Below are 22,657 nucleotides of genomic sequence, written 5' to 3' on the forward strand. Positions count from 1 at the left end.
TCAGCTGAACAGGTGTTCGAGCCAGGCCGCGAACCGGGTGATTTCGGCATCGAAGCGCCCGTTTACGGCCAGATAAACCAGATACAGGAAAATCACCAAGGTCGTCAATGAGGCCAAACGTTGGCCAATGCTTGCGAAGTGGATATTCCGGTTTTTCGGATCGGAAACTTTCATCACATACCCCCAAGTGTTCGCCCTTGGTTCACCCTAGCGCGAATCGCTTAATCCGGAAAGTGCAGTGCCGCCGCCATCATCTGAGCGATCAGTGCCTGGACCGGTGTGGCTTTGTCGGCATCGAAAAGCGTCATAGTGGAATCCATGTAGGCGCTTTGGACAAGCTCCAACTGAAAGGCAAGAATGCCGGCCTCCGGTGCGGCGTAGTGGCGCGTGATGTAGCCACCCTTGAAACGGCCGTTACTGACCCAGCTGAATTCGGACTGCGCCCCCAACACCGCTTCCACGGCACGCAGGCTGGCATCCGGAAAACTGCGGCCTTCGGCAGTCCCGAGATTGAAGTCCGGCAGCCGACCTTCGAACAGGAACGGTAACTCCGGGCGGATGGAATGCCCTTCCCAGAGAAGCACACGCCCGTGCTGCTGTTTGAGCCGGTGCAATTCCGCCTGCAGCGCCGTGTGATAGGGCTGCCAATACTGTGCGCGTCGTTGCACGATGGCTTCGGCATCGGGTGACTTTCCATCCCGGTAGATCGGGCGACCGGAAAAGGCCAAAGTCGGGCAAAGGCCGGTCGTGTTCTGGCCAGGATACAAGGAGGTATCATCCGGTGGCCGATTGAGGTCGATGACGTAACGTGAATAGCGTGGTTTCAACACGGAAGCGCCGAGCGATATCGCAAAATCATACAGCCGATCGACATGCCAATCGGTGTCGGGAGCGGACTGGGCTTCATCCACCATGAGTGCGCGGATGTCCTCAGGAATATCGGTACCGTTATGCGGCAGACTCACCAAAAGCGGCAAGGAACCGCGATGCAATTCAAAGGTATGCATTAAAAACGCGCCACCGAATAAGGCGTCAGATCGATGGTCGGCGTATTTCCCGTCATCTGCGCGGCCATGAGCTGACCGGTGATGGCGCTCATGCTCATGCCCAGCATGCCGTGCCCGGTAGCCAGAAACAGATTGCGGTGCTTGGGCGATATGCCAAGAATCGGCAGATCGTCATAGGTCATCGGCCGCCAACCGAACCAGAGGGATTCGACTTCGGCGCCGACCGGCTCGCGCAGATATTCGCGGGCGCCGCGTTCAAGCGCGTCGAGCCGCTTGGTATTCAGCGTGTCGTCGAAACCGGCGAATTCCATGGTGCTGCCCAGCCGGTAACCATCAGCCCAGGAGCTCACGCAGACACTGCGCTCGGTCAACACCAACGGCGTTTTCGGGACCAGCTGCGGCAGGCTGTAGGAAATGGAATAGCCCTTTCCGGGCTGCACGGGAAGCGCCAGATCAAGGCTGCGAAGCAGCGCCGGCGACCATGCGGCCAATGCAACCAACACCTGTCCGCCCTGCCGGCGGCCAGAGGCGGTTTCCACATGGGTGATGCGATCGCCATCAGCGGCCAGCGACAGCACCTCACAGTGTTCCTCGATGATTCCACCTAAAGCTCTGACGGTTTGCGCCAGAGCTGTGCAGTAGGCATCCGGCCGGAAGTGGGCGTCATTGGGAAAATAAATGCCGCCGGCCATGCCGGGCAGCAGTGCCGGTTCTCGTGCCGCCAGCGTATCGGCATCCAATAATTCGGATACAACACCGCATTCGGCCAACAACGGCATCTCTTGGGCCAGGGCATCCAAGCCCTCGCGGGTCTTGCAGACATACATCTCACCGATGGTCTCGAATCCGCAGTCAAGACCATACCGGGTGATGAGCTCTTCAAGCAGCGTACGCGAGGCGTTCAGCAATGCGGCTTTGGCCAATGCGGAACGGTGCTGGTCGCGCGCGTTGCAGCGCAATGAAAAGCGCAGAAGCCATTCAAGCAATGAGCGATCGGTTGACGGCTTGATATAAAACGGCGCATCGGCCTGCGCCATGTATTTCAGGGCTTTGCCAATCATGCCGGGGGCTGCCAGCGGCAAGGCATGGCTCGGCGTAATCGTGCCGCAGTTGCCGTGCGAGGTGGCGCCGCCCACCATGTTCTTCTCCAGAATCCGCACCGATCGGCCCTGCTCGAGCAGAAACAGCGCACAGCTCAAGCCGATGACACCACCGCCGAGAATCAAAACATCGTCATTGCTGGGGTTCATGGACGGGCACGTGATGGACTCGCCCTATGATACAAACTTCGGACGCTTCCCGTAAGTCAGCCAGCGCCAGAGGTATTCGGCCGGCCCCATGCTGAAACGGCTCAGCCACCAGATGCTGAGCAGCGTCTGCAGCGTGATCAGCCCGAGAGCGAAGGGAATATGCCAGGCACGCGGCAACTGCTGGAAATAGCCGAGGCCATAACCATAGAAAATCAGGGTGCAGACCAGGGACTGGCCAAGGTAGTTGCTCAGCGCCATGCGTCCCAGCGGCGCCAGCACAGCCAGGCGTTTCTGGAAAACGGGGCGGACCCACAGCCAGCGCAGACCGAAAAACATCCCGAGACACATCAATAGACCGGCCAACATATTGAGGATGTTCACGGCAGCGAATACGGCATCCATCCGGATCGGCGAGACATCGGGTGAAATGGCGATGCTTGCGGCCATTAGCACAAGGCCGGCGAGATAGCAGTAAAGCGCCATACGACCGCCGCCGCCGTCATCGGCCGATATTGGCGGACGCGACCAGCCCAGGCGATGGAGGCGCACGCCAAGTGCAAACACCGCCGTCGCCATCGGCAGCAGGATAACTAGATTGCCGAGACTTTGAAGAAAATAGCCGGCACGCCAGTACAGGGTGTCCAGATAAGGACTATGGCCTTGAAAGCGGGTCTCTTCGGCCATCATTTTGGCGATATCAGCACCGTCATCGTGGTTTCCGGACATGGCGCCGGCAAAAGCCAGCAAGGCCAGTGGCGCGCAATACAACATGATGATGCGCGAAAGGGTCGGCGCAGCATCGCTTTTCATACGCCAGAGAAGGACAAAGCCGGCCACTGCGTAGGTGAACAGGATATCGCCTTCCCAAACCAGAATGCCGTGCGCGGCACCGATGGCGAGCAATGCCCACAACCGACGCTTGTAAATCCGTCGAAAATCAGCGCCGCTTCGTGCGGCACTGTCATACATGATGGCAAACCCGATGCCGAACAGCAGCGAGAACAGGGTCCAGAATTTACCTTGCACGAAAATGTAGATGAGCACATCGGCGATGCGGTCAAGGCCTTGCAACGACGGATCAATGCCACTCATGGCCTGCATGATCGGGCCATTGAAGGCCTCGAGATTCATCAGCAGGATACCGAATAAGGCAACGCCCCGAATGGCATCAAGCATGTCGATGCGTTCCGGGGCGCGAGTGGGTTGGAAATCCTGCGTGATGTTGGTCATTGTGGTTACCCTAATTCAGCCTAGGTTAACCGCGGAACCTGCATCCGACCATAGGCCGGAAGTATCGGATCAGTGTTGCACGCCGCCTTCGCCATGCACGTGGCCGTGCGCGATTTCTTCTTCGCTTGCGGCGCGGACATCGAGGATTTCGACCGTGAAGTCGAGTGATTTGCCGGCCATCGGATGGTTGAGGTCGACGTCGACCGTGGTCATGCCGACTTTGAGGATAGTCATTGCACGCGGACCCATTTCAGTTGGCAGCACCACCTGCTGGCCATTGACCAGCTTGGCGTTCTTGAACAGTTTCTTCGGAATGCGCTGGGTCATGCCGTCACGGCGCTCGCCGTAGGCCTGGTCCGGGCTGACCGTTACTTCGACGTTATGTCCGGCTTGCTTACCGATCAGAGCCTCTTCCAGGCCCGGGATGATGGCGCCGTGGCCGACCAGAACGGTCAGGGCATTACCGTCTTTGGAGCTTTCCAGCGGTTCTTTACCGGTTTCGGCAACGGTGTAATGGAAGGTAACCACGGAATTTTTTTCAATCGACATAACGCATCCAGATGAGGAGAGGTGACGGAAACGCCCGTATCGGGCACAATCAAGCGGACTATTATCCGATTGAACGCGCCGGAATGCCAGTAAAATCCACGAAAATCACCGTTTTGCTGCTACTGACCGCGCTCCTAAGCGCCTGTGCCAGCGGGCCGGAACGCAGTCGTGGCGGCGAACAGCCGGAAGTGACCGGTCTCGGCGAGGAAGATACGACTTTGCCCGGTAACCTCAAAGCGGCGGCCAATGACGTCCTGTTTCAGGCCATAGGCTTGGTCGGGACACCCTACCGTTATGGCGGCAACTCCCCGGAATCGGGCTTCGACTGCTCTGGACTGATCAATTACGTTTTTCTGCACAGCGCCGGCCTGAAGCTGCCACGTACCACGGCCGCGCTGATCGATATCGATGCGCCGCAGGTGGATAAAGACCGCCTGTATCCGGGCGACCTGGTCTATTTCAACACCCTCGGCGGCCGTGTCAGCCATATCGGCATCTATGTCGGGGAACGCCGGTTCGTGCATGCCCCCAGCTCCGGCGGTACCGTTCGCATGGACAATATCGACACGCCCTACTGGCAGAAACACTACGTGGATGCCAAACGTGTACTGCTGGGCGATTGAGCCCGGCTGAACGGCCGATTCAGCACCAATTCGCTTTATCGGGCATAAGCGCCTACAATACGGGCACAAAGAAACGGTTCGTTTCCTAATCTCTGTGCTTTATGCACTTACTCCGCACGAACCCATTCTCAGGCGCCTCCGGGCGCAATGAAAGCAATGTGGTGTTAGGGACATTGCCCCCCCGCAGGAGTTACAACATGCCTTTTCAATCCCTTGGGCTGATGCCCGAGCTCGTCCGTGCGCTGTCCGATAAGGGCTACACGGAACCTACCGCCATTCAAAGCCAAGCCATTCCCGCCATTCTCAATGGCGAAGACGTGCTGGGCGGCGCACAGACCGGGACCGGCAAAACCGCCGCATTTACCCTGCCGATTCTGCAACGTCTGGCTGAACATCCGAACCCGAAAGCCAAAGGACCGCGCGTCCTGATCCTGGTACCCACCCGTGAACTGGCCGTACAGGTACACTCCAGCATCCGTGAATACGGCAAGCACATCCGCCTCCGCACCGCCGTGATGTACGGTGGCGCCAGCATGAATCCGCAGATGATGGCGCTCGGCAAAGGCCTCGACATCCTGGTGGCCACGCCCGGCCGTCTGATTGACCATCTGGAACGCGGCACCGCGCAACTACATCGCGTGGAAACCCTGATTCTGGACGAAGCCGACCGTATGCTCGACATGGGCTTCCTTCCGGCCATCAAGAAAATCCTCAACCAGGTGCCAAAACAGCGGCAGACCCTGCTGTTCTCGGCCACCTTCGATGCACCGATCAAACAACTTGCACTGCAGTTCATGCGCAATCCGATCGAGGTTCAGGTTTCATCACAGAATACCGTGGCGCATACCGTCAATCACATCGCGCATCCGGTCGACCCGAGCAAGAAGCGTGAGCTGTTGATGCATATCCTGAGCGAACGCTACCAGGAACAGATTCTGGTGTTCGTGAAAACCAAGCATCTGTGCAACCGCATCGCCGAGCAGATCACCAAAGACGGCATCCCCGCGCTCGCCATCCATGGCAACAAGAGCCAGGGCCAGCGTCTTAAAGCCTTGTCGGACTTCAAGGCCGGCAACGTGCGCGTGCTGTGCGCCACCGATGTGGCCGCACGCGGCCTCGATATCCCGCTGTTGCCGCTGGTGATCAACTTCGACATGCCGATGGTTGCGGAAGATTACGTGCACCGTATCGGCCGTACCGGCCGTGCCGGCGCCAACGGCGATGCCGTGTCGCTGGTTGCCACCGATGAAGGCGGCCTGCTGCGTGCCGTCAACCGTCTGCTGAAACAGGACATCTCACTGGAACCGAAACCCGGCTTCGAGCCGACCACGGTCATGCGCATGGATTTGACGCCGCCGCGTGGTAAGCCTTCCGGCCATCAGGCCCCGCGCCGCAAGCCGGCCCAGCCCGGTCATCTGAAAAGTCACGGCATGGCTTCGCAGAAACCGAAAAGCAGCAGTCCGGGCGGTAACCCGCGCGGCCGTCAGCGTTCGCCGCAACGCTGATTCGATGCTGTACCGAAAAAAGCCGCCGCAAGGCGGCTTTTTTTGTGGCATCAAGAATGCGACCGGTTTACTGTAGACACATCCTGCAAGGAACCGAACCCGTGACCGACATCCTCCGAAAGATACAGATTGACCGTCCCGGCGGTTATGATGCCCTCAAGCTCATCGAAGCGCCCTTGCCCGCCATCGGCGACGATGATGTGCTGATTACGGTGAAAGCCTGTGGCGTGAACTATGCCGATGGCATCATCCGCATGGGCCTGTACGCCTCAGCCAAAGAACTGCATGGCTATCCGATCACTCCGGGCTTCGAACTCTCGGGCATCGTCACCGCCATCGGTGCGAAGGTAACTGATCATGCCGTTGGTGATGATGTTCTGGCGCTGACCCTGTTCGGCGGCTACTGCTCGCATATCGTGCTGAAGTCCGACCGTGTGTTCCGCAAGCCGGCCAATCTCAGCCACGCCCAGACAGCGGCCCTGCCCACCGTATTTCTGACCGCTTGGTTCATGGTGCACGAGCAAGTGCTGCCGAAGCCCGGCGATGTCTGGCTGGTCCATTCCGCCGCCGGCGGCGTCGGCTCTGCACTGTGCCAACTCGGCCGGCTACATGGCTGCCGCGTAATCGGAGTGGTGGGTTCCGCGCACAAAAGCAGTGCCGCACTGGCCATGGGTGCCGATGAGGCCATCGATAAATCCACACAGGATCTGTGGCCGGAAGCCAAGCGTTTGGCGCCGAAAGGTTTCCAGGCCGTGTTCGATGCCAATGGCGTGTCCACGCTGGCGCAGAGCTATGCCCATCTCGCGCCGATGGGAAAACTGTGCATTTACGGATTCGCCAGCATGCTGCCACACGATGGACGGCTCAACTGGTTGAAGATGGCCTGGGACTGGCTGCGCACACCACGCTTCAATCCACTGAACATGACCCAGAGCAACAAAAGCGTGCTGGCCGCCAATCTGAGCTTTCTGTCCGAGCATGCCGGGCTGTTGCGAAGCGGCATGCTGGAGCTTATCGGCTTGTTTGAAAACGGTCAGCTGGTCGCGCCGCCGGTCACGGAATACCCGCTGGCCGATGCCGCGAAAGCCCAGGCCGACATCGAATCCGGTCGAACTGTCGGCAAGCTGGTGCTGATTCCTTAAAACGGTTTGGCGATCACCAGAAAGATCGCGGCAAACAGCAGGAATACCGGCACTTCATTGAGGATGCGCAGGGTGCGCGGCGACGGCAGGGCTTTGCCTTGCTGTGCGGCCTGCAGACGCTTGTAGCACAGGATGAAATAGACAAACAGAATCGCGACCAGCAGCAGTTTGGCATGCAGCCAGCCACCGAGACCGGCGAAGTGCATCAGACCGATACCCAGCAGCAGCGCCAGGCCGAACATCACATGCCCGAACAGGTACAAACGGCGCGCCATCAGCAGCAGTCGGGCCTGTACATCGGGCTGTCCGTGCGACTCGGCAAAATTGATCAACAAGCGCGGCAGATAGAACACGGCGGCAACCCAGGCCATGACAAACAGCAGATGGCCCGATTTCAGTAGCGGATATAGCATGACGGCGAAGCTCCGGTTGAAGATAAATGCTTGTTCAAGCAAGGATTTGCGTATCGGAGTAAACTATACAACCTTTCCAGGCTTCGCGCCTGCGCCCAGAGCCGATACCCTCCTATGACTTCGAAACCCGCCGACAGCGCCGCCATCACCTTCCGTGACATGGGCTTGCCTGAAACCATCCTCAAAACCCTGATTGCGCTGGGCTATGAAACCCCCTCGCCGATTCAGTCTGCGATGATTCCGCACATCATGAACGGACGCGACGTGCTCGGCCAGGCGCAGACCGGTACCGGCAAAACCGCGGCATTCGCCCTGCCCTTGCTCAGCGGCCTCGATCTGAAGGCCGGAAAGCCGCAGGTGCTGGTGCTGGCACCGACCCGCGAACTGGCCATCCAGGTGGCGGAAGCCTTCCAGAAATACGCTGAAAATCTCCCCCACTTCCATGTACTGCCGATCTACGGTGGCCAGAGCTACGGACCCCAGCTGTCGGCCTTGCGTCGCGGCGTGCATGTCGTGGTCGGCACCCCGGGCCGGGTGATTGACCATCTCGAGAAGAATTCGCTGGATCTGTCGGAACTCAAGACACTGGTGCTGGACGAAGCCGACGAAATGCTGCGTATGGGCTTCATCGACGATGTCGAAACCATCATCCGCAAATCACCGGAAACCCGTCAGGTTGCGCTGTTTTCGGCCACCATGCCGACCGCCATCAAACGCATCGCGCAGAAGTACCTGAAATCCCCGGTTGAAATCCAGATTGAAGCCAAAACCCGTACCGCCGACAACATCCGCCAGCGCTGCTGGCAGGTCTCCGGTTTGCACAAACTCGATGCCCTGACCCGGATTCTGGAAGTCGAACCGTTTGATGGCATGATCATCTTTGCGCGCACCAAGCTCGCTACCGATGAACTGGCACAGAAATTGCTGGCACGGGGTTTCTCGGCCGCCGCCATCAATGGCGACATCAATCAGGCCCAGCGCGAACGCACCATCGGCCAACTGAAAGACGGCAGCATCGATATTCTGGTCGCCACCGACGTGGCCGCGCGCGGGCTCGATGTCGATCGCATCAGCCATGTCATCAACTACGATGTGCCTTACGACACCGAAAGCTATGTGCACCGTATCGGCCGTACCGGCCGCGCCGGCCGCAGCGGTGAAGCCATTCTGTTCATCGCGCCGCGCGAACGTGGCATGCTGCGCGCCATCGAACGTGCGACCAATCAGCCGATCGAAAACATGGAACTGCCGAGCGTGGCGACCATCAACGAAGTCCGCATGGACAAGTTCAAACAACAGATCACCGAAACCCTGGAATCGTCCGATCTGACCCTGTTCCGCAAACTGGTCGAGGATTACGAACAGGCGCTGAACGTGCCAGCCATCGAAATCGCGGCAGCACTGGCCAAAATGGCGCGCGGCGATGTGCCCTTGCTGTTGGAACCGCCGAAGCGCGAAGAACGCAAAGCCAAAGAATTCGAAGTGCGCGAGGGTCGCGACAAGCGTCCTGCCCGCGAACCCCGCTTTGAACGTGAAACCCGCGGCGAACGTCCGGAACGCCCGTTCCGTGAAAAGAAAGAACGTGCGCCCCGCGATGCCGAGGCCGGCATGGAATCCTACCGCATTGAAGTCGGCTATGAACACGGCGTCAAGCCGGGCAACATCGTCGGCGCCATCGCCAATGAAGCCGGTCTGGATGCCAAGCACATGGGCCGCATCGAGATTTTCGATGATTACAGCATCGTCGACCTGCCGGAAGGTATGCCCAAGGATATCCTCAAGCACCTGAAGACGGTCTGGTGTGCCGGCCAGCAGCTGCGCATTACCAAAGACGGTACCGCTCCGGATACCGCACCGAAGAAACCGCGCCCGCCGCGCCGCCCGGATACCCGTGAAAAACCGGATACCCGTGAAAAACCGGATACCGTCGGTAAGGTCAAACGCAAGAACGAATCGTTCTTCGAGTTCCGCCAGGGCAAAAAGAAAAACAAGTTCACGGATTGATCCATGATTTCCGGCGCCCGTGATTCGCAGGTGCTGGTCATCGGCGGCGGTGCCGCCGGCCTGATGTGTGCCGCCACTGCCGGTTACCGCGGAAAGGCGGTCACGGTGCTGGAGCGCAGCAACCGCTGCGGCAAGAAGATATTGATGTCAGGTGGCGGCCGCTGCAACTTCACCAATACCGGTACCGGTCCGGGAAATTTCTTGTCGCGTAATCCGCACTTCTGCAAATCGGCCTTGGCCTGCTACCGGCCTGCCGATTTCATTGATCTGGTGGAGCGCCACGGCATTGCCTACCATGAGAAGGAGCTCGGTCAACTGTTCTGCGACGATTCCTCGAAACAGATCATCAAATTGCTGCTGGATGAATGTGATTGGGCCGGAGTGCATATCGCTACTGGCATAGCCATCAGTTCGATTCGGTTCGCTGGCGACCGTTTCGAAGTCGAAACCGCCCAAGGAATCTATCGGGCCGAAAAACTGGTCGTCGCCACCGGTGGACTTTCGATCCCCAGCATGGGCGCCAGCGGATTGGGCTACAGCATTGCCCGACAATTCGGTCATGCGTTGGTGGAAACACGGGCCGGTCTGGTGCCGTTCACCCTCAGCGGCAAGCCCCTTGAGCAGTATGCCGAGCTTGCCGGTGTTGCCTTACCGATTGCGGTAAGGATTGGTGGCACTGAATTCCGAAATGCCCTGTTGTTCACCCATCGTGGCCTCAGTGGTCCGGCCATTCTGCAAATCTCATCCTACTGGGAGCTCGGACAGCCGATTGAAATCGATTTGCTGCCCGGGCGCGACGCCACTGCGGAACTGATTGTCCTGCAACAACAAGGCCATAAAGCCGAGCTCAAAACAGTGCTGGCGAAATGGCTGCCGAAACGTCTAGCCCAGCTGCTGTGCACGGCATTTTTCAGCAACAAACCAATCAGCCAGTACAAACATGCCGAACTCCGCGACATCGCCTTCGCTCTGCAGCATTGGCGGATTACCCCCAGCGGCACCGAAGGCTACCGCACCGCGGAAGTCACCCTCGGGGGCGTGGATACCGAAGGCGTGTCTTCAAGCAGCTTCGAGTCGAAGCATCAGCCGGGCCTGTATTTCATCGGCGAAGTACTGGACGTGACCGGCCATCTCGGCGGCTACAACTTCCAATGGGCATGGGCTTCCGGATATGCCGCAGGTGGCGCCCTCTGATTTGGCATCCAGCCGGAATGCGCTATCATCGCGGAACACCCCCTTTCAGGAACACCCCATGGACCAAGCCATTCTCAGTGCCGCCTTCATCACCTTGCTCAATGTTCTCGTGCTATTCATAGCCATGGGCTTGGTCGGTCGCGCCCGCGGCAAATACGGCATCAAGGCCCCGGCCTGCAGTGGCCACGAACAGTTCGAATGCGCCTACCGCGCGCACATGAATACCGTCGAACAGACCGTCATGTTCCTGCCGGTACTCTGGATCGCCTCGCTGACCGGCTTCATGCTTTGGGCCCACTGGCTCGGTGCTGCATGGATCGTCGGCCGGATCTGGTACGTGCTCGGTTACAACAAAGCCGCTTCGGCGCGCAGCGGCGGCTTCCTGCTCAGCTTCCTCGCTTTCATCGGCCTGTTCGTGCTCAGCGCCATCGGCGTCTACCAGAACATGCATTGATGCCTGTTGCTCAGTGAAAAAGGGCGGAGAATTCTCCGCCCTTTTTTCATATCTGCTGAGCCGATCAATCCGAGCCGGAAGGAACCAGCATGTGCTTGGCGAAGCGGCCATGCCAGCGGCCGATGAACCGGATGACATGCAGACTGGCGAAAAACAGCAGTATTCCTCCGATGAACAGGAATGGCGATGCCAGCGCCGGATCCACGTTGCCCATCGAGATGTTGAAATGCAACCATCCCGATTCAGACATCCACCAGAGCAAGGGGGCAGCGATGATACCGATCGAGAACGTCAGCAGCGTAACCGACAGACTGAAGTAAACGCCCCCCAGGGGCAGCATCAATACCATGTACATCAGGCTCAACCAAGTCCGCGCATCGGTGAACAGTGCCTTGATGCGATCCATCCAAGTGCGGTCCTTGGCCTGGTAAAGCGGACGCCGTGGCATGCGCTCGCCCAGCAGCGTTTCCACCAACCGGCCCTCCACCAGCGAGATGGCATACACCGAGGCCATGAACAGGATGAAGAACGGAATGCCGATGATCAGGATCATCAGCCCAGCGCTCATGCTTAAGCCGGTAGTTGCCCAGGTGAAGTAGAAAACGCCAGTCGCCAGACTGAGCAGCATGTAAAACAAAGCACCGTAGGTATGCGGATCGACCGCAACGGCGAAGAATCCTTTGACCGGCGAAGACGATTCGGTTTTCTTCGGCGCGGCCAGGGCTTTCTGCACGGTGACTTCCGTGTTGCGGTAGATGTCCGCCACCTCCTCGGGATCACCATAGCTGCCGGCGATCTGTGCCAAGAGCTCGGCTTCGGAAACCGCTGGATTGGCTGCCAGCTCCGAACGCAGATATTCCTCGGCATCGTACAGTGCGTCCTGGACCAGAGCGGCATCAGCGCCTTTCAGGGCATCCTTCAGCATGTCCAGGTACTGGGCTATCGTTTTCGGGGTATAGGCGTTCATAGCGGTGCTCCTTCCAGCACGGTGTTAACCAGGGATTGGGTGTTCTGCCAGGTTGCGCGCCAGGCGCTGAAAACTTCACGGCCGAATTCGGTAATGCGGTAGTAGCGGCGCGGCGGCCCGGCTACCGAAGGCTCGACTTCGCTTTGCAGCAGGCCGGCGCCGTCCAGATTTCGCAGCACCGGATACAGGGCACTCTGCTTGCCGGCCAGAATCCCCTCGCCGGCCGACTCCAACTGCTTGGCGATCTGATAGCCATACAGGGGTTCCTCGGCTTTGGCCAATTGCGCCAAGAGCAGGAACGAAACGGTACCGGCACTCAGTTCCTTTTGAAATTTCTTGACCAGGTTTTCAACATCACTCATGACGCGCTCCATAACAGGATTAAGTAAATACTATCATTAAGTTCGTAATACACCATAGGCCGGAAGTCATGACCTGTAAAATCCGGTAATGGCGTATAGTAATCAATGCGTTAATGGAGAAACTGGATGTTGAAAGCTAAACCTAAAGCCTACGATCAGGCCTACTTCGACCGTTGGTACCGGGGTAAACATGCCGCAGACGACAAGGCCCTCGCCCGTAAAGTCGCCGTGGCCGTCGCTGTGGCCGAGCTTCACCTGGGCCACCCCCTTCGCTCGGTTCTGGATATCGGCTGCGGTGAGGCCCCATGGCGCAAACACCTGCTGAAACTCCGGCCCGGCCTGCATTACCAGGGCGTGGATGCCAGCGAATATGTGGTCCGCCGTTACGGGCACAGCCGGAACATCGCTCTGGCCGGTTTCGGCCAGATGCAGCAGCTGCGTATCGGACCGCCGGCCGATCTGCTGATCTGCGCCGATGTGCTGCACTATGTTCCGGGCGCTGAACTGAAACGCGGACTGGAAGCTTTTCCCGAGCTTTGTTGCGGTGTGGCCTACATCGATGTGTTCTGCCGCGAGGATGCCATCACCGGCGACTTCAAGGGCTTCATTGCCCGTAGCCGCGCGCAATACCGTAAGCTATTCGACAGCATCGGGCTGACCGCACTGGGCAGCCATTGTTACCTGAGTCCGGCCTGTGACAGCCCGGTTTCCGCTCTTGAACGCCTGTGAGTCCATCATGAAAAACCCGATATGCACCACGCTCTGCCTTGCTCTCCTGCTCGCCACAACACAACTCTCGGCTGCAGCTAAGGGTAAGACCATGCAGGAAATCCTCGATGCCAGCACTGCCGCCGACTGGCGCACGCCCGACCCGGACAACCTGCTAGTGATGGGCATCGCCGGTGGCCGGATTCTGATCGAGCTGGCACCGCAGTTCGCACCCGAACACGTCGCCAACATCAAAACCCTCGCCCGTGAAGGCTACTGGAACGGTCTTTCCATCAACCGCTCGCACGACAATTTCGTGGTGCAATGGGGCGACCCGTCCGAAGATCCGGCCAAAGCGAAATCCATCGGCACGGCAAAGGCGAAACTGCCGGCCGAGTTCGCGCTCACGGGTTTCGACAAATCCGTGTTCCATCCGGTCAAGGACCGCGAAGGATGGTCGAAACAGGCCGGCTTCATGCACGACTTTCCGGCGGCCACCGACCGCAAGCAGACCTGGATGACTCACTGCTACGGGGCGCTCGGCGCCGGTCGCGGCAACGAGGCTGACTCCAGCAACGGCACCGAACTGTATGTGGTGACTGGACAATCGCCGCGTCAGCTCGACCGCAATATTACCGTTGTCGGCCGCGTGCTGCAGGGCATGGAGTACCTCTCGGTGCTGCCGCGCGGTACAGGCCCGCTGGGTTTTTATGAAAAACCGGAGCAACGCATACCGATCAAATCCATCGCACTGGCGTCGACTCTCTCGGAAAGCCAACGGCCGCAGCTGGAAGTGTTCCGCACCGATACCGCCACCTTTGATGAGCTGGTGGAATCCCGCCGGAACCGCAAAGACGACTGGTACCTGAACAAGGCCGGTTTCATCGATCTGTGCAACATCCCTGTTCCGGTACGTACCAAGAAATAAAAAAACCGCCTTCGGGCGGTTTTTTTCAGTCAGGGATTCATCAGCTTCCCGAGAAAAGAGGTCAGTGCCCCGGGCTCGGCCAGCGCAGTGAACGCGACACCGTAGGCCGCGCCCCACAGATGCGCGCTGTGGTTGATGTTATCGCTGCCCTTCCTGTCCAGATACATCGAATACGCGACATAGAGCACGGCATACAGAATGGCCGGTACCGGAATGAAATAGATGTACAGCATCGACCACGGCTGCAGCAGAATGTAGGCGAACAGTACCGCCGATACCGCCCCTGAAGCACCGAGCGTGGAATAGCGCGGGTTGTTACGGCGCGGCAGCGCCCAGGGCAGGATTGAGAGAATGATGCCGCCGAGGTAGAACAGGTAATAGCCGAAGCCGGCGAAGTGCGCGTTGAACACTGTTTCCATGACCCGTCCGAAGAAGAACAGGGTGATCATGTTGAACAGCAGGTGCATAAAGTCGGCATGCACGAAACCGTAAGTGAGATACGGGACGTATTTGCGCTTGCGGCGGGCTTGGTAAGGATTCAGCGACCAGCGATACTGAAAGGCACGGTCTTGGAAACCAATCCAGGAGATCAGGCAGGTGACGGCGATGATGATGAGATTGCCCGACAGCGACATGGCGGCACCCAAACAGACCTAAGCGTTCAAGAGTAACCAAAACCCGCCATACTGCCAAGCATAAAAGGCACCCGCGTGCACGATTTTACGATTGCGTCACACTTAGCTCAGCCACGAACAGCCCTAAGAGCCTTTTCCAGAATGGCCAGGGCCTCGGCCAGCACTGTATCTTCGATGGTAATCGGCACCAGCACGCGGATGCTGTTTGCGTAAACACCACAGCTGAGCAGAATCAGACCGAGCTCGGCGGCTTTGGCGGTCAGCGCCTTGGCAGCCACGTCATCCGGTGTGTTCACCGTGCCGGGCTTGATCAGTTCGAACGCGAACATGGCGCCGAGATGGCGGATTTCACCGATGCCGAGCGTCGGTTCTTTGGCCAGATTGCCGACATACGCCGCCAGCGTTTCGCCAAGCTGGGTCGAACGCTCGAGGATGTTTTCCGAATCGATGACTTCGAGCACGCCAAGCGCTGCCGCGCAGGCCACCGGATTGCCGCCATAGGTACCACCCAGGCCACCGGCTGCCGGTGCATCGATGACTTCGGCACGGCCGACCACACCCGACAGCGGCATGCCGCCGGCCAGGGATTTGGCGGTGGTGATCAGATCTGCTTTGACATCGAAATGCTCCATGGCGAACAACTTGCCGGTGCGGGCGAACCCGCTCTGTACCTCATCGGCAATCAGGAGAATGCCATGCTCGTCGCAGATGGCGCGCAAGGCGCGCATCAGTTCCTGCGGCGCCGGCACGAAGCCGCCCTCGCCGATGACCGGCTCGATGATGATGGCGGCCACACGCGAGGCCTCGATGTCGTACTTGAACAGATTGGCGATGTCCTGGAGGGTATCGGCCACAGTCACGCCGTGATAGGGATGCGGGAAACGGGCATGGAAAATATCGGCCGGGAACGGACCGAAACCGATTTTGTAGGGAGCGACTTTGCCGGTCAGGCCGAGCGTCAGCAGAGTACGGCCATGGTAGCCGCCGCCGAAGGCAATCACGCCCGGACGCTTGGTATAGGCACGCGCGATCTTGACGGCATTCTCAACCGCTTCGGCGCCGGTGGTGATGAACAGGGTTTTAGCCTTGCCATCGATCGGCGCACGTTTATTGAGTTGCTCGGCCAGTTCGATATAGGGCTCGTAAGGCATCACTTGGAAACAACTGTGCACGACGCCTTCCAGCTGTTTCTGGATGCGGGCCATCACCTTGGGATGACGGTGACCGGTATTCATGACCCCGATACCACCGGCGAAATCGATGTAACGTTTGCCATCGGCATCCCAGATTTCAGCGTTTTCCGCACGCACGGCGAACAGCTGGGTGGCATTGCCGACACCACGGGCGACGGCATCGACCCGGCGTTGCTGCAACTCGGCATTTTTGCTCATAGTCATTTCCTCAACAGGTGTTTAATATATTAAACACCCGCTTCACGCAATGCAAGCAAGCCGGCACATAGACTAAACTTCCCCTTCATACTGCAAAGGAACTCCCATGCTGGCTCCCGGCGCACTCGCTCCACAATTCGCCCTGCCTGACCAAACCGGTACCGTTCAAAATGCCAAGTCCTTGAAAGGCAAGCGCTACCTGGTTTACTTCTACCCGAAAGATTCCACACCGGGCTGCACCGTGCAGGCCTGCGGCATCCAATCGGACCTGGCACAATTCAACAAACTCGGGATTCCGGTGTTCGGCGTCAGTATGGACACGGTCGCCAGTCACCGTAAATTCGCCGACAAATACGCCCTGAGCTTTCCATTGCTGGCCGACACAGAACGCGCCCTGATCGAGGCCTATGGCGTCTGGGTCGAAAAATCGATGTACGGCAAACAGTACATGGGCATTTCGCGCAGCAGCTTTCTGATTGGAGCCAATGGAAAAATCGAACAGGTCTGGGAAAAGGTCAACACCAAGACCCATGCCGCTGATGTGCTGGCCTTCATCGGCGGCACAAAACCGGCGGCGACTGCGGTCAAAAAATCCACCGCTAAACCGATGCCCAAAAAAGCGGCAGCCAAGCCCGTTGCCACCAAAAACACAGTGGTTAAAAAATCCGTGACCAAGAAAGCACCCGCCAAAAAAACCGTGAAAAAGAAGTAAGCGATGTCCCACTCAACCGTGGAACGCAAGGCGTTCTGGCAAATCCATTTCTGCGTGTTGCTGTGGGGCTTTACCGCCATCCTGGGCAAGCTGATCACCTTGCCGGCACAGGCACTGGTGGTCTGGCGCATGGTCTTGGTCGCCATGCTGTTGGCCGTTCTGCCGCGGGTCTGGCGTGGCCTGCGTGTCCTGTCGCCGCGGCTGATTGCCATCTATGCCGGCATCGGCATCATCGTCGCCTTGCATTGGCTCACTTTCTACGGCGCCATCAAACTTTCGAATGCCTCGGTGGCCGTCAGTTGTCTGGCACTTGGTTCCATTTTCACCGCCATCATCGAGCCAATGCTGACCGGCAAGCCACATGCCCGCAGTGAGATCCTGCTCGGCTTGATGGTGATTCCCGGCGTCTATCTGTTGATCGGCGGCGTCCCCTTGTCGATGCATCTGGGCATCGCGGTCGGCATCCTGTCCTCGTTGTTGACCGCCGTATTCGCCACCCTCAACAAACGCTATGTGCATGAGGCCGATCCAGAATCGGTGACCTTCATCGAAATGAGTGTCGGAGCTCTGGCACTGGCCGGCGCAAGTGCCTTGTATTTCGGCGTAGATGCGACCTTCATCCAGCCCGATCTCTACAACTTCAGCCTGCTGCTGGTACTGGCTGTGCTGTGCACCCTGCTTCCATTCATCCTGTCATTGCACGCACTGCGCCATATCAGCGCCTTCAGCACCCAGCTGGCACTGAATCTGGAACCGGTGTATGCCATCGTGATCGCTGCACTCTGGCTGAAGGAATATCAGGAGCTGACCCCGCAATTCTATCTCGGTGTCGCCATCATCCTGTCGGCGGTGTTCGTGCAGCCGCTTTTGTTGCGGAAAAGGCCGGCCTAGTGCATGTCCGCGGTTTTGGGTGCAGAATATAGATTCATAAACCTGACATTCGACGGCAAGCGCATGATCTGGGGCGGTTTCAAGGAAATCGTCAGTCTATAAATACCTTTCCACGGAGAAATACCATGCTGCAACCTGGCCTTATGATGGATCGTCCCCTGCTCGTTTCCGGCATCATCGAACATGCCGCCGGCCAGTTCGGCGATGTTGAGATCGTCTCCCGCGAAACACACGGTCCGCTGTTCCGCTACACCTACGCGCAATGTGCGGCACGCTCGCGCAAACTGGCCAACGCTCTGCAGGCGCTGGGTCTCGGCCCGGGTAGCGCGATCGGTTCCATTGCCTGGAACAACCACCGACATATGGAAGCCTATTACGCGGTATCCGGCAGCGGCATGGTGATGCATACCTGCAACCCCAGACTGGCCCCGGATCAACTGATCTACATCATCAATCACGCCGAAGATGAAGTAATGCTGTTCGATGCCACCTTCGCACCACTGGTCAAAGGTATCGCTGCGCATTGTCCGAAGGTCAAAGCCTGGGTCTGCCTGAGTGATGCCGCCAATATGCCGGCACTGGAGGGATTGACCGGACTGCATTGTTATGAAGACCTGATTGCTCCACATCCTGAGCATTACGATTGGCCGGATTTTGATGAGCGTACCGGCGCTGCCCTGTGCTACACCTCGGGAACGACCGGCCACCCGAAAGGCGCGCTGTATTCGCACCGTGCCATCGTGCTCAACGCCATCTCCGGGTGTATGCCGGGTGTGATTGGCATCTCCGCACTCGATACAGTATTGCCAGTCGTGCCAATGTTCCACATCAACGCTTGGTGCATTCCCTATGCCACGCCGATGGTCGGTGCACGCTTGGTGCTGCCCGGGCCGCGACTGGACGGTGCTAGCCTTTATGAACTGATGGAATCCGAGCGGGTCACCATCAGCGCTGGGGTTCCGACCATCTGGATGGCGCTGATGCAGCATGTGGAGCAAAACAAGCTGCGTTTCAGCACCATGCGTCGCACCGCCGTCGGCGGCTCGGCCATGCCGCAGGCACTAATTGCGAAATTCCGCGATGTCTATGCGGTGGAAGTCCGCCACGGCTGGGGCATGACCGAAACCACCGCGGCCGCCACCATGGGCTTCATATCGCCGAAAGACCAGAGCCTGCCACGCGAGCAGCAACATGCCCTGCTGGCCAAACAGGGCAAGTCATTGTTCGGCATTGACCTCAAGGTGGTGGACGAAAATGGCGCCACTCTGCCCCGTGACGGCGTCAGCCAGGGCGAACTGATGGTGCGTGGCCAGTGGGTGATGTCACGCTATTACAAATCCGAACAGTCCGCGCTGATCGACGGCTGGTTTCCGACCGGCGACATCGCCACCATTGATGCTTCCGGCCGCATGCAGATCCGCGACCGCAGCAAGGACGTCATCAAGTCCGGTGGCGAATGGATCAGTTCGATTGATTTGGAGAACACCGCCTTGCAACATCCGAGCGTGGCCATGGCCGCCGTCATCGGCGTTCCGCATCCGAAATGGGAAGAACGCCCGTTGCTGTTGATCGTACGCAAGCCGGAGGTGGCGGTCAGCCGCGAAGAGCTGCTCGCATTCCTCGCCGAGCGCGTGGCGAAATGGTGGGTACCGGATGAAGTCCTGTTCGTGGATACCCTGCCGGTAGGTGGAACCGGAAAGGTGCAGAAGAACGAACTGCGCAAGATATATGGCAGTGTGTTCAGTTGATCAGATAAACCCTTGCCATCGGATAGTCTTCGCTGACTTGCAGGAACCAGCGGCCCGCAATGCCAGGCACCAACTTCACTGCCGGATCCGTCAGGGCTTTGGGTAACTTCATGCGGCCTTTGAGTACTTTCCACTGCTGGCCGTTATCCAAAGTGAACACTGTGCCTTCTTCCCACCCGGTCAGCGTACCTTTCAGACGACCCTGAATCGGTTTTTCATTGAAGCCGAGCAATGGCCTGTCCGCCGAGCTGGATGCGGCCGCCGCTGGAGCCGCAACGGCGGCGACTGCCGGGGCAACTGGCACCGGGGCCGTGGCTTGTGCGGGCGCATCAGCCAAAATGGCATTTAATTTTTTAAGCTGCTCTGCAGATAGTGTATCGAGTCCGGTCTCGCGAAGCTGTTCGGTGCTCAGACGCTGTTCCAGCGGCACATAGGGCGTGGCGGCCGATACGACTCCCGTCATCAGCACAACAAACGCGATTATTGCCCATCGAATTGCTGTCATAGTCATGTTCCTAGCGATATATGACCATTTTATGACGGAATTATGACGGTTGTGTGTCAACGACGTAGCGTGCCAAACAACCAATCCCCTACCGGATACGTGATGTTGAAATTACTGTGCGCCATCTGCGCTTGATCGTGATGCAGGGTGTGCAAGCGCTTAAGCCTTGCCATGAATGGCAGGCGCGAAACCCAATGATCTTCCGGCAGATGGTAGGCCAGGTGCAGGTATTCGTAGTTGAGGAAGTACAACAGCCCGGTAATGGCAAACAACCAGCCGGCATTGGCACTCACCATGTAACCCACCGCCATGGCCACCGGTGTTCCAAATGCACCCAGGAACAACATCAGCAGGATAGGTGGGAACAGTACAGCCTTGAAGTCGCGTGTTCCATCCACCGGCATGGCGGTATCGGTGAAAAAACGGTGATGCTGCTTCACATGGCGCTTGTAGATGAGTCCAAACCCGCGACGCGGGCGATGCATCACGAAGCGATGGCCGAAATATTCGGCCAAGTTGGCATACAAGGCAACCAGCGGTACCAACATCCACTCCCACAATTGCACGCTTTCAAGCTGCCATGCGCAGATGACTACCGACACAAAAACAAAGGTATTGGTAATCGCGAAATGGCGCCAACCGGAGTAGCTGGTTGGAATCTCACTAGCGCGGTAATCCTCGCGGAACGTAGGAGTAACGTCGATATTTGAATCCGTCTGGGTCGCGACGACTGTCATATCAATGAATCGCTTAAGAAACCATCGGCAAATTCAGGCCCTTTTCTTTCGCGCAATCCACAGCAATCTCATAACCGGCATCGGCATGTCGCATCACACCCGTGCCCGGATCGTTCCAGAGCACCCGCGCCAGGCGCTTTGCCGCCGCGTCACTGCCGTCGGCCACAATCACCACGCCGGAATGCTGCGAATAGCCCATGCCCACCCCGCCGCCGTGGTGCAGCGACACCCAAGTTGCGCCGCCGGCCACATTCAGCATGGCATTGAGCAGCGGCCAGTCGGACACGGCATCGGAACCGTCCTTCATCGCTTCGGTCTCGCGGTTCGGTGAGGCCACCGAGCCGGAGTCCAGATGGTCACGGCCGATCACGATCGGTGCTTTCAGTTCGCCTTTGGCCACCATCTCGTTGAAGGCCAAAGCCAAACGATGGCGTTCTCCAAGCCCAACCCAGCAGATGCGCGCCGGCAGACCCTGGAATTCGATGCGCTCTTTGGCCATGTCCAACCAGCGGTGCAGGTGCGGATCGTTGGGAATCAGTTCCTTCACTTTCGCATCGGTCTTGGCGATGTCTTCCGGATCGCCGGATAGCGCGACCCAGCGGAACGGACCGATGCCGCGACAGAACAGCGGGCGCACATAGGCCGGCACGAAACCAGGGAAATCAAAGGCATCGGCGCAACCGACATCCTTGGCCATCTGCCGGATGTTGTTGCCGTAATCAAACACCGGAATACCCATGTTCTGGAAATGCAGCATGGCTTCCACATGCACGCGCATGGAGTGCTTGGCAGCTTCCACGGTCTTGGCCGGATTGTGTTTCTGCTCATCGATATACTGTTCCCAGGTCCAGCCGGCCGGCAGATAGCCGTGCAGCGGATCGTGGGCCGAAGTCTGATCGGTCACCGCATCCGGGCGGACGCCGCGGCGGACCAGTTCCGGCAGGATTTCCGCCGCATTACCAAGCAAGGCCACCGACACCGCTTTGCCTTCGGCGCAGTATTTCTCGATGCGGGCTAGCGCATCGTCCAGATCATTGGCCTGTTCGTCCACGTAGCGGGTCTTGATGCGCATGTCGATGCGCGATTGCTGGCATTCGATGTTGAGCGAGCAAGCGCCGGCCATGCTGGCGGCCAAGGGTTGCGCACCGCCCATGCCACCCAGGCCGGCGGTCAGAATCCATTTTCCGGTCAGATCGCCGGCATAGTGCTGACGCCCCATCTCCACGAAGGTTTCATAGGTGCCCTGCACGATGCCCTGCGACCCAATGTAAATCCAGGAACCGGCGGTCATCTGGCCGTACATCATCAAACCCTTTTTATCGAGTTCGTTGAAGTGCTCCCACGTCGCCCAGTGCGGCACCAGATTGGAGTTGGCCAGCAACACACGTGGCGCGTCCGGGTGCGAGGGGAATACACCGACCGGCTTACCGCTTTGGATCAGCAGGGTTTCGTCGTCGTTGAGGGTTTTCAGGGTGGCCAGAATGGTGTCGAAGCAGGCCCAATCCCGAGCGGCGCGACCAATGCCGCCATAGACCACCAAACCCTGCGGATTTTCGGCCACCGCCGGATCAAGATTGTTCTGGATCATGCGGAAAGCGGCTTCGGTCAGCCAGGATTTGCAGGACAGTGTGGACCCTATCGGCGAACGGATGACGCGGCTGGAATCGAATCGGGGATTGGACATGGCAGAGACTCCAGAAAG

General features: G+C 58.6%; 24 protein-coding genes. 11 read left to right on the forward strand and 13 right to left on the reverse strand.

From position 1 onward, the window contains the following. The 5 genes from ACIQ1A_RS00655 to ACIQ1A_RS00675 all read right to left on the reverse strand — a co-directional run bounded on the left by ACIQ1A_RS00655 (position 1) and on the right by ACIQ1A_RS00675 (position 4,036). Positions 1–174: a hypothetical protein gene (locus tag ACIQ1A_RS00655; RefSeq protein WP_395769150.1), complete on the reverse strand. Its 174-nt coding sequence runs from the start codon at positions 172–174 to the stop codon at positions 1–3. 47 nt (positions 175–221) lie between these two features. Then, complete coding sequence (gene hutG / locus ACIQ1A_RS00660; RefSeq protein ID WP_395769151.1) at positions 222–1,007, reverse strand: N-formylglutamate deformylase; 786 nt, start codon at positions 1,005–1,007, stop codon at positions 222–224. Beyond that, positions 1,007–2,257 (reverse strand): NAD(P)/FAD-dependent oxidoreductase, encoded by a 1,251-nt coding sequence (locus tag ACIQ1A_RS00665; RefSeq protein WP_395769152.1) that lies wholly within the window; start codon positions 2,255–2,257, stop codon positions 1,007–1,009. The genes hutG and ACIQ1A_RS00665 overlap by 1 nt, the downstream gene beginning before the upstream one ends. Before the next feature lie 24 nt (positions 2,258–2,281). Then, the gene (locus ACIQ1A_RS00670) at positions 2,282–3,487 is read right to left on the reverse strand and encodes a DUF418 domain-containing protein (RefSeq protein WP_395769153.1); all 1,206 of its coding nucleotides are present in this window, start codon (positions 3,485–3,487) and stop codon (positions 2,282–2,284) included. A 69-nt stretch (positions 3,488–3,556) separates the two neighbouring features. Next, complete coding sequence (locus tag ACIQ1A_RS00675) at positions 3,557–4,036, reverse strand: peptidylprolyl isomerase (protein WP_395769154.1); 480 nt, start codon at positions 4,034–4,036, stop codon at positions 3,557–3,559. An 83-nt stretch (positions 4,037–4,119) separates the two neighbouring features. Between ACIQ1A_RS00675 and ACIQ1A_RS00680 the strand changes: the two genes are divergently transcribed. From ACIQ1A_RS00680 to ACIQ1A_RS00690, 3 genes are all read left to right on the forward strand, one after another. Continuing rightward, positions 4,120–4,659, forward strand: a complete 540-nt coding sequence (locus ACIQ1A_RS00680) for a C40 family peptidase (protein WP_395769155.1) — start codon at positions 4,120–4,122, stop codon at positions 4,657–4,659. A 197-nt stretch (positions 4,660–4,856) separates the two neighbouring features. Then, entirely contained in the window at positions 4,857–6,164 is a 1,308-nt protein-coding gene (locus tag ACIQ1A_RS00685; protein WP_395769156.1) for a DEAD/DEAH box helicase, read from the forward strand. Between the two features lie 101 nt (positions 6,165–6,265). Beyond that, positions 6,266–7,306, forward strand: coding sequence for a medium chain dehydrogenase/reductase family protein (locus tag ACIQ1A_RS00690; RefSeq protein ID WP_395769157.1), 1,041 nt, complete (start codon positions 6,266–6,268; stop codon positions 7,304–7,306). On the opposite strand, the gene ACIQ1A_RS00695 is transcribed toward ACIQ1A_RS00690, so the two are convergent. Next, positions 7,303–7,719 (reverse strand): CopD family protein, encoded by a 417-nt coding sequence (locus ACIQ1A_RS00695; RefSeq protein ID WP_395769158.1) that lies wholly within the window; start codon positions 7,717–7,719, stop codon positions 7,303–7,305. The genes ACIQ1A_RS00690 and ACIQ1A_RS00695 overlap by 4 nt on opposite strands. 114 nt (positions 7,720–7,833) lie before the next feature. Between ACIQ1A_RS00695 and ACIQ1A_RS00700 the strand changes: the two genes are divergently transcribed. Genes ACIQ1A_RS00700 through ACIQ1A_RS00710 form a run of 3 tightly spaced genes read left to right on the forward strand, consistent with a single transcriptional unit; the run spans position 7,834 to position 11,371 of the window. After that, positions 7,834–9,723 (forward strand): DEAD/DEAH box helicase, encoded by a 1,890-nt coding sequence (locus ACIQ1A_RS00700; RefSeq protein WP_395769159.1) that lies wholly within the window; start codon positions 7,834–7,836, stop codon positions 9,721–9,723. 3 nt (positions 9,724–9,726) lie between these two features. Continuing rightward, positions 9,727–10,917, forward strand: coding sequence for an NAD(P)/FAD-dependent oxidoreductase (locus ACIQ1A_RS00705; RefSeq protein WP_395769160.1), 1,191 nt, complete (start codon positions 9,727–9,729; stop codon positions 10,915–10,917). A gap of 58 nt (positions 10,918–10,975) precedes the next feature. Next, positions 10,976–11,371: an MAPEG family protein gene (locus ACIQ1A_RS00710; RefSeq protein WP_395769161.1), complete on the forward strand. Its 396-nt coding sequence runs from the start codon at positions 10,976–10,978 to the stop codon at positions 11,369–11,371. Positions 11,372–11,435: 64 nt separating this feature from the next. Here ACIQ1A_RS00710 and ACIQ1A_RS00715 read toward each other — a convergent pair whose 3' ends face one another. Further along, a complete protein-coding gene (locus ACIQ1A_RS00715) occupies positions 11,436–12,338 on the reverse strand; it encodes a sensor domain-containing protein (protein ID WP_395769162.1) in 903 nt (300 codons plus the stop codon). Beyond that, on the reverse strand, positions 12,335–12,700 hold the full coding sequence (locus ACIQ1A_RS00720; protein ID WP_395769163.1) for a PadR family transcriptional regulator: 366 nt from the start codon (positions 12,698–12,700) through the stop codon (positions 12,335–12,337). Before ACIQ1A_RS00720 ends, ACIQ1A_RS00715 begins: the two co-directional genes overlap by 4 nt. Before the next feature lie 126 nt (positions 12,701–12,826). Between ACIQ1A_RS00720 and ACIQ1A_RS00725 the strand changes: the two genes are divergently transcribed. Together ACIQ1A_RS00725 and ACIQ1A_RS00730 are read left to right on the forward strand one after the other, a co-directional pair. Beyond that, positions 12,827–13,429, forward strand: coding sequence for a methyltransferase (locus tag ACIQ1A_RS00725; protein ID WP_395769164.1), 603 nt, complete (start codon positions 12,827–12,829; stop codon positions 13,427–13,429). Positions 13,430–13,436: 7 nt separating this feature from the next. Then, positions 13,437–14,336: a peptidylprolyl isomerase gene (locus ACIQ1A_RS00730; protein ID WP_395769165.1), complete on the forward strand. Its 900-nt coding sequence runs from the start codon at positions 13,437–13,439 to the stop codon at positions 14,334–14,336. Between the two features lie 29 nt (positions 14,337–14,365). On the opposite strand, the gene ACIQ1A_RS00735 is transcribed toward ACIQ1A_RS00730, so the two are convergent. Continuing rightward, positions 14,366–14,971, reverse strand: coding sequence for a rhomboid family intramembrane serine protease (locus ACIQ1A_RS00735; RefSeq protein WP_395769166.1), 606 nt, complete (start codon positions 14,969–14,971; stop codon positions 14,366–14,368). Positions 14,972–15,078: 107 nt separating this feature from the next. Further along, complete coding sequence (gabT, locus tag ACIQ1A_RS00740; RefSeq protein ID WP_395769167.1) at positions 15,079–16,362, reverse strand: 4-aminobutyrate--2-oxoglutarate transaminase; 1,284 nt, start codon at positions 16,360–16,362, stop codon at positions 15,079–15,081. A gap of 106 nt (positions 16,363–16,468) precedes the next feature. On the opposite strand from gabT, the gene bcp reads away from it, so the two are divergent. From bcp to ACIQ1A_RS00755, 3 genes are all read left to right on the forward strand, one after another. Next, positions 16,469–17,074 (forward strand): thioredoxin-dependent thiol peroxidase, encoded by a 606-nt coding sequence (gene bcp / locus ACIQ1A_RS00745; protein WP_395769168.1) that lies wholly within the window; start codon positions 16,469–16,471, stop codon positions 17,072–17,074. Between the two features lie 3 nt (positions 17,075–17,077). Beyond that, entirely contained in the window at positions 17,078–17,965 is an 888-nt protein-coding gene (locus ACIQ1A_RS00750; protein ID WP_395769169.1) for an EamA family transporter, read from the forward strand. 125 nt (positions 17,966–18,090) lie between these two features. Further along, on the forward strand, positions 18,091–19,713 hold the full coding sequence (locus tag ACIQ1A_RS00755; protein ID WP_395769170.1) for a long-chain-fatty-acid--CoA ligase: 1,623 nt from the start codon (positions 18,091–18,093) through the stop codon (positions 19,711–19,713). Here ACIQ1A_RS00755 and ACIQ1A_RS00760 read toward each other — a convergent pair. Genes ACIQ1A_RS00760 through hutU form a run of 3 tightly spaced genes read right to left on the reverse strand, consistent with a single transcriptional unit; the run spans position 19,706 to position 22,639 of the window. Beyond that, on the reverse strand, positions 19,706–20,218 hold the full coding sequence (locus ACIQ1A_RS00760; RefSeq protein WP_395769171.1) for a hypothetical protein: 513 nt from the start codon (positions 20,216–20,218) through the stop codon (positions 19,706–19,708). The genes ACIQ1A_RS00755 and ACIQ1A_RS00760 overlap by 8 nt on opposite strands. Positions 20,219–20,274: 56 nt before the next feature. Continuing rightward, the gene (locus ACIQ1A_RS00765; protein WP_395769172.1) at positions 20,275–20,955 is read right to left on the reverse strand and encodes a sterol desaturase family protein; all 681 of its coding nucleotides are present in this window, start codon (positions 20,953–20,955) and stop codon (positions 20,275–20,277) included. Positions 20,956–20,968: 13 nt separating this feature from the next. Beyond that, on the reverse strand, positions 20,969–22,639 hold the full coding sequence (gene hutU / locus ACIQ1A_RS00770; protein ID WP_395769173.1) for a urocanate hydratase: 1,671 nt from the start codon (positions 22,637–22,639) through the stop codon (positions 20,969–20,971). Between the last annotated feature and the right edge of the window lie 18 nt (positions 22,640–22,657).

It is taken from the genome of Arenimonas sp. (assembly GCF_044353605.1).
GTDB lineage: Bacteria > Pseudomonadota > Gammaproteobacteria > Xanthomonadales > Xanthomonadaceae > Arenimonas.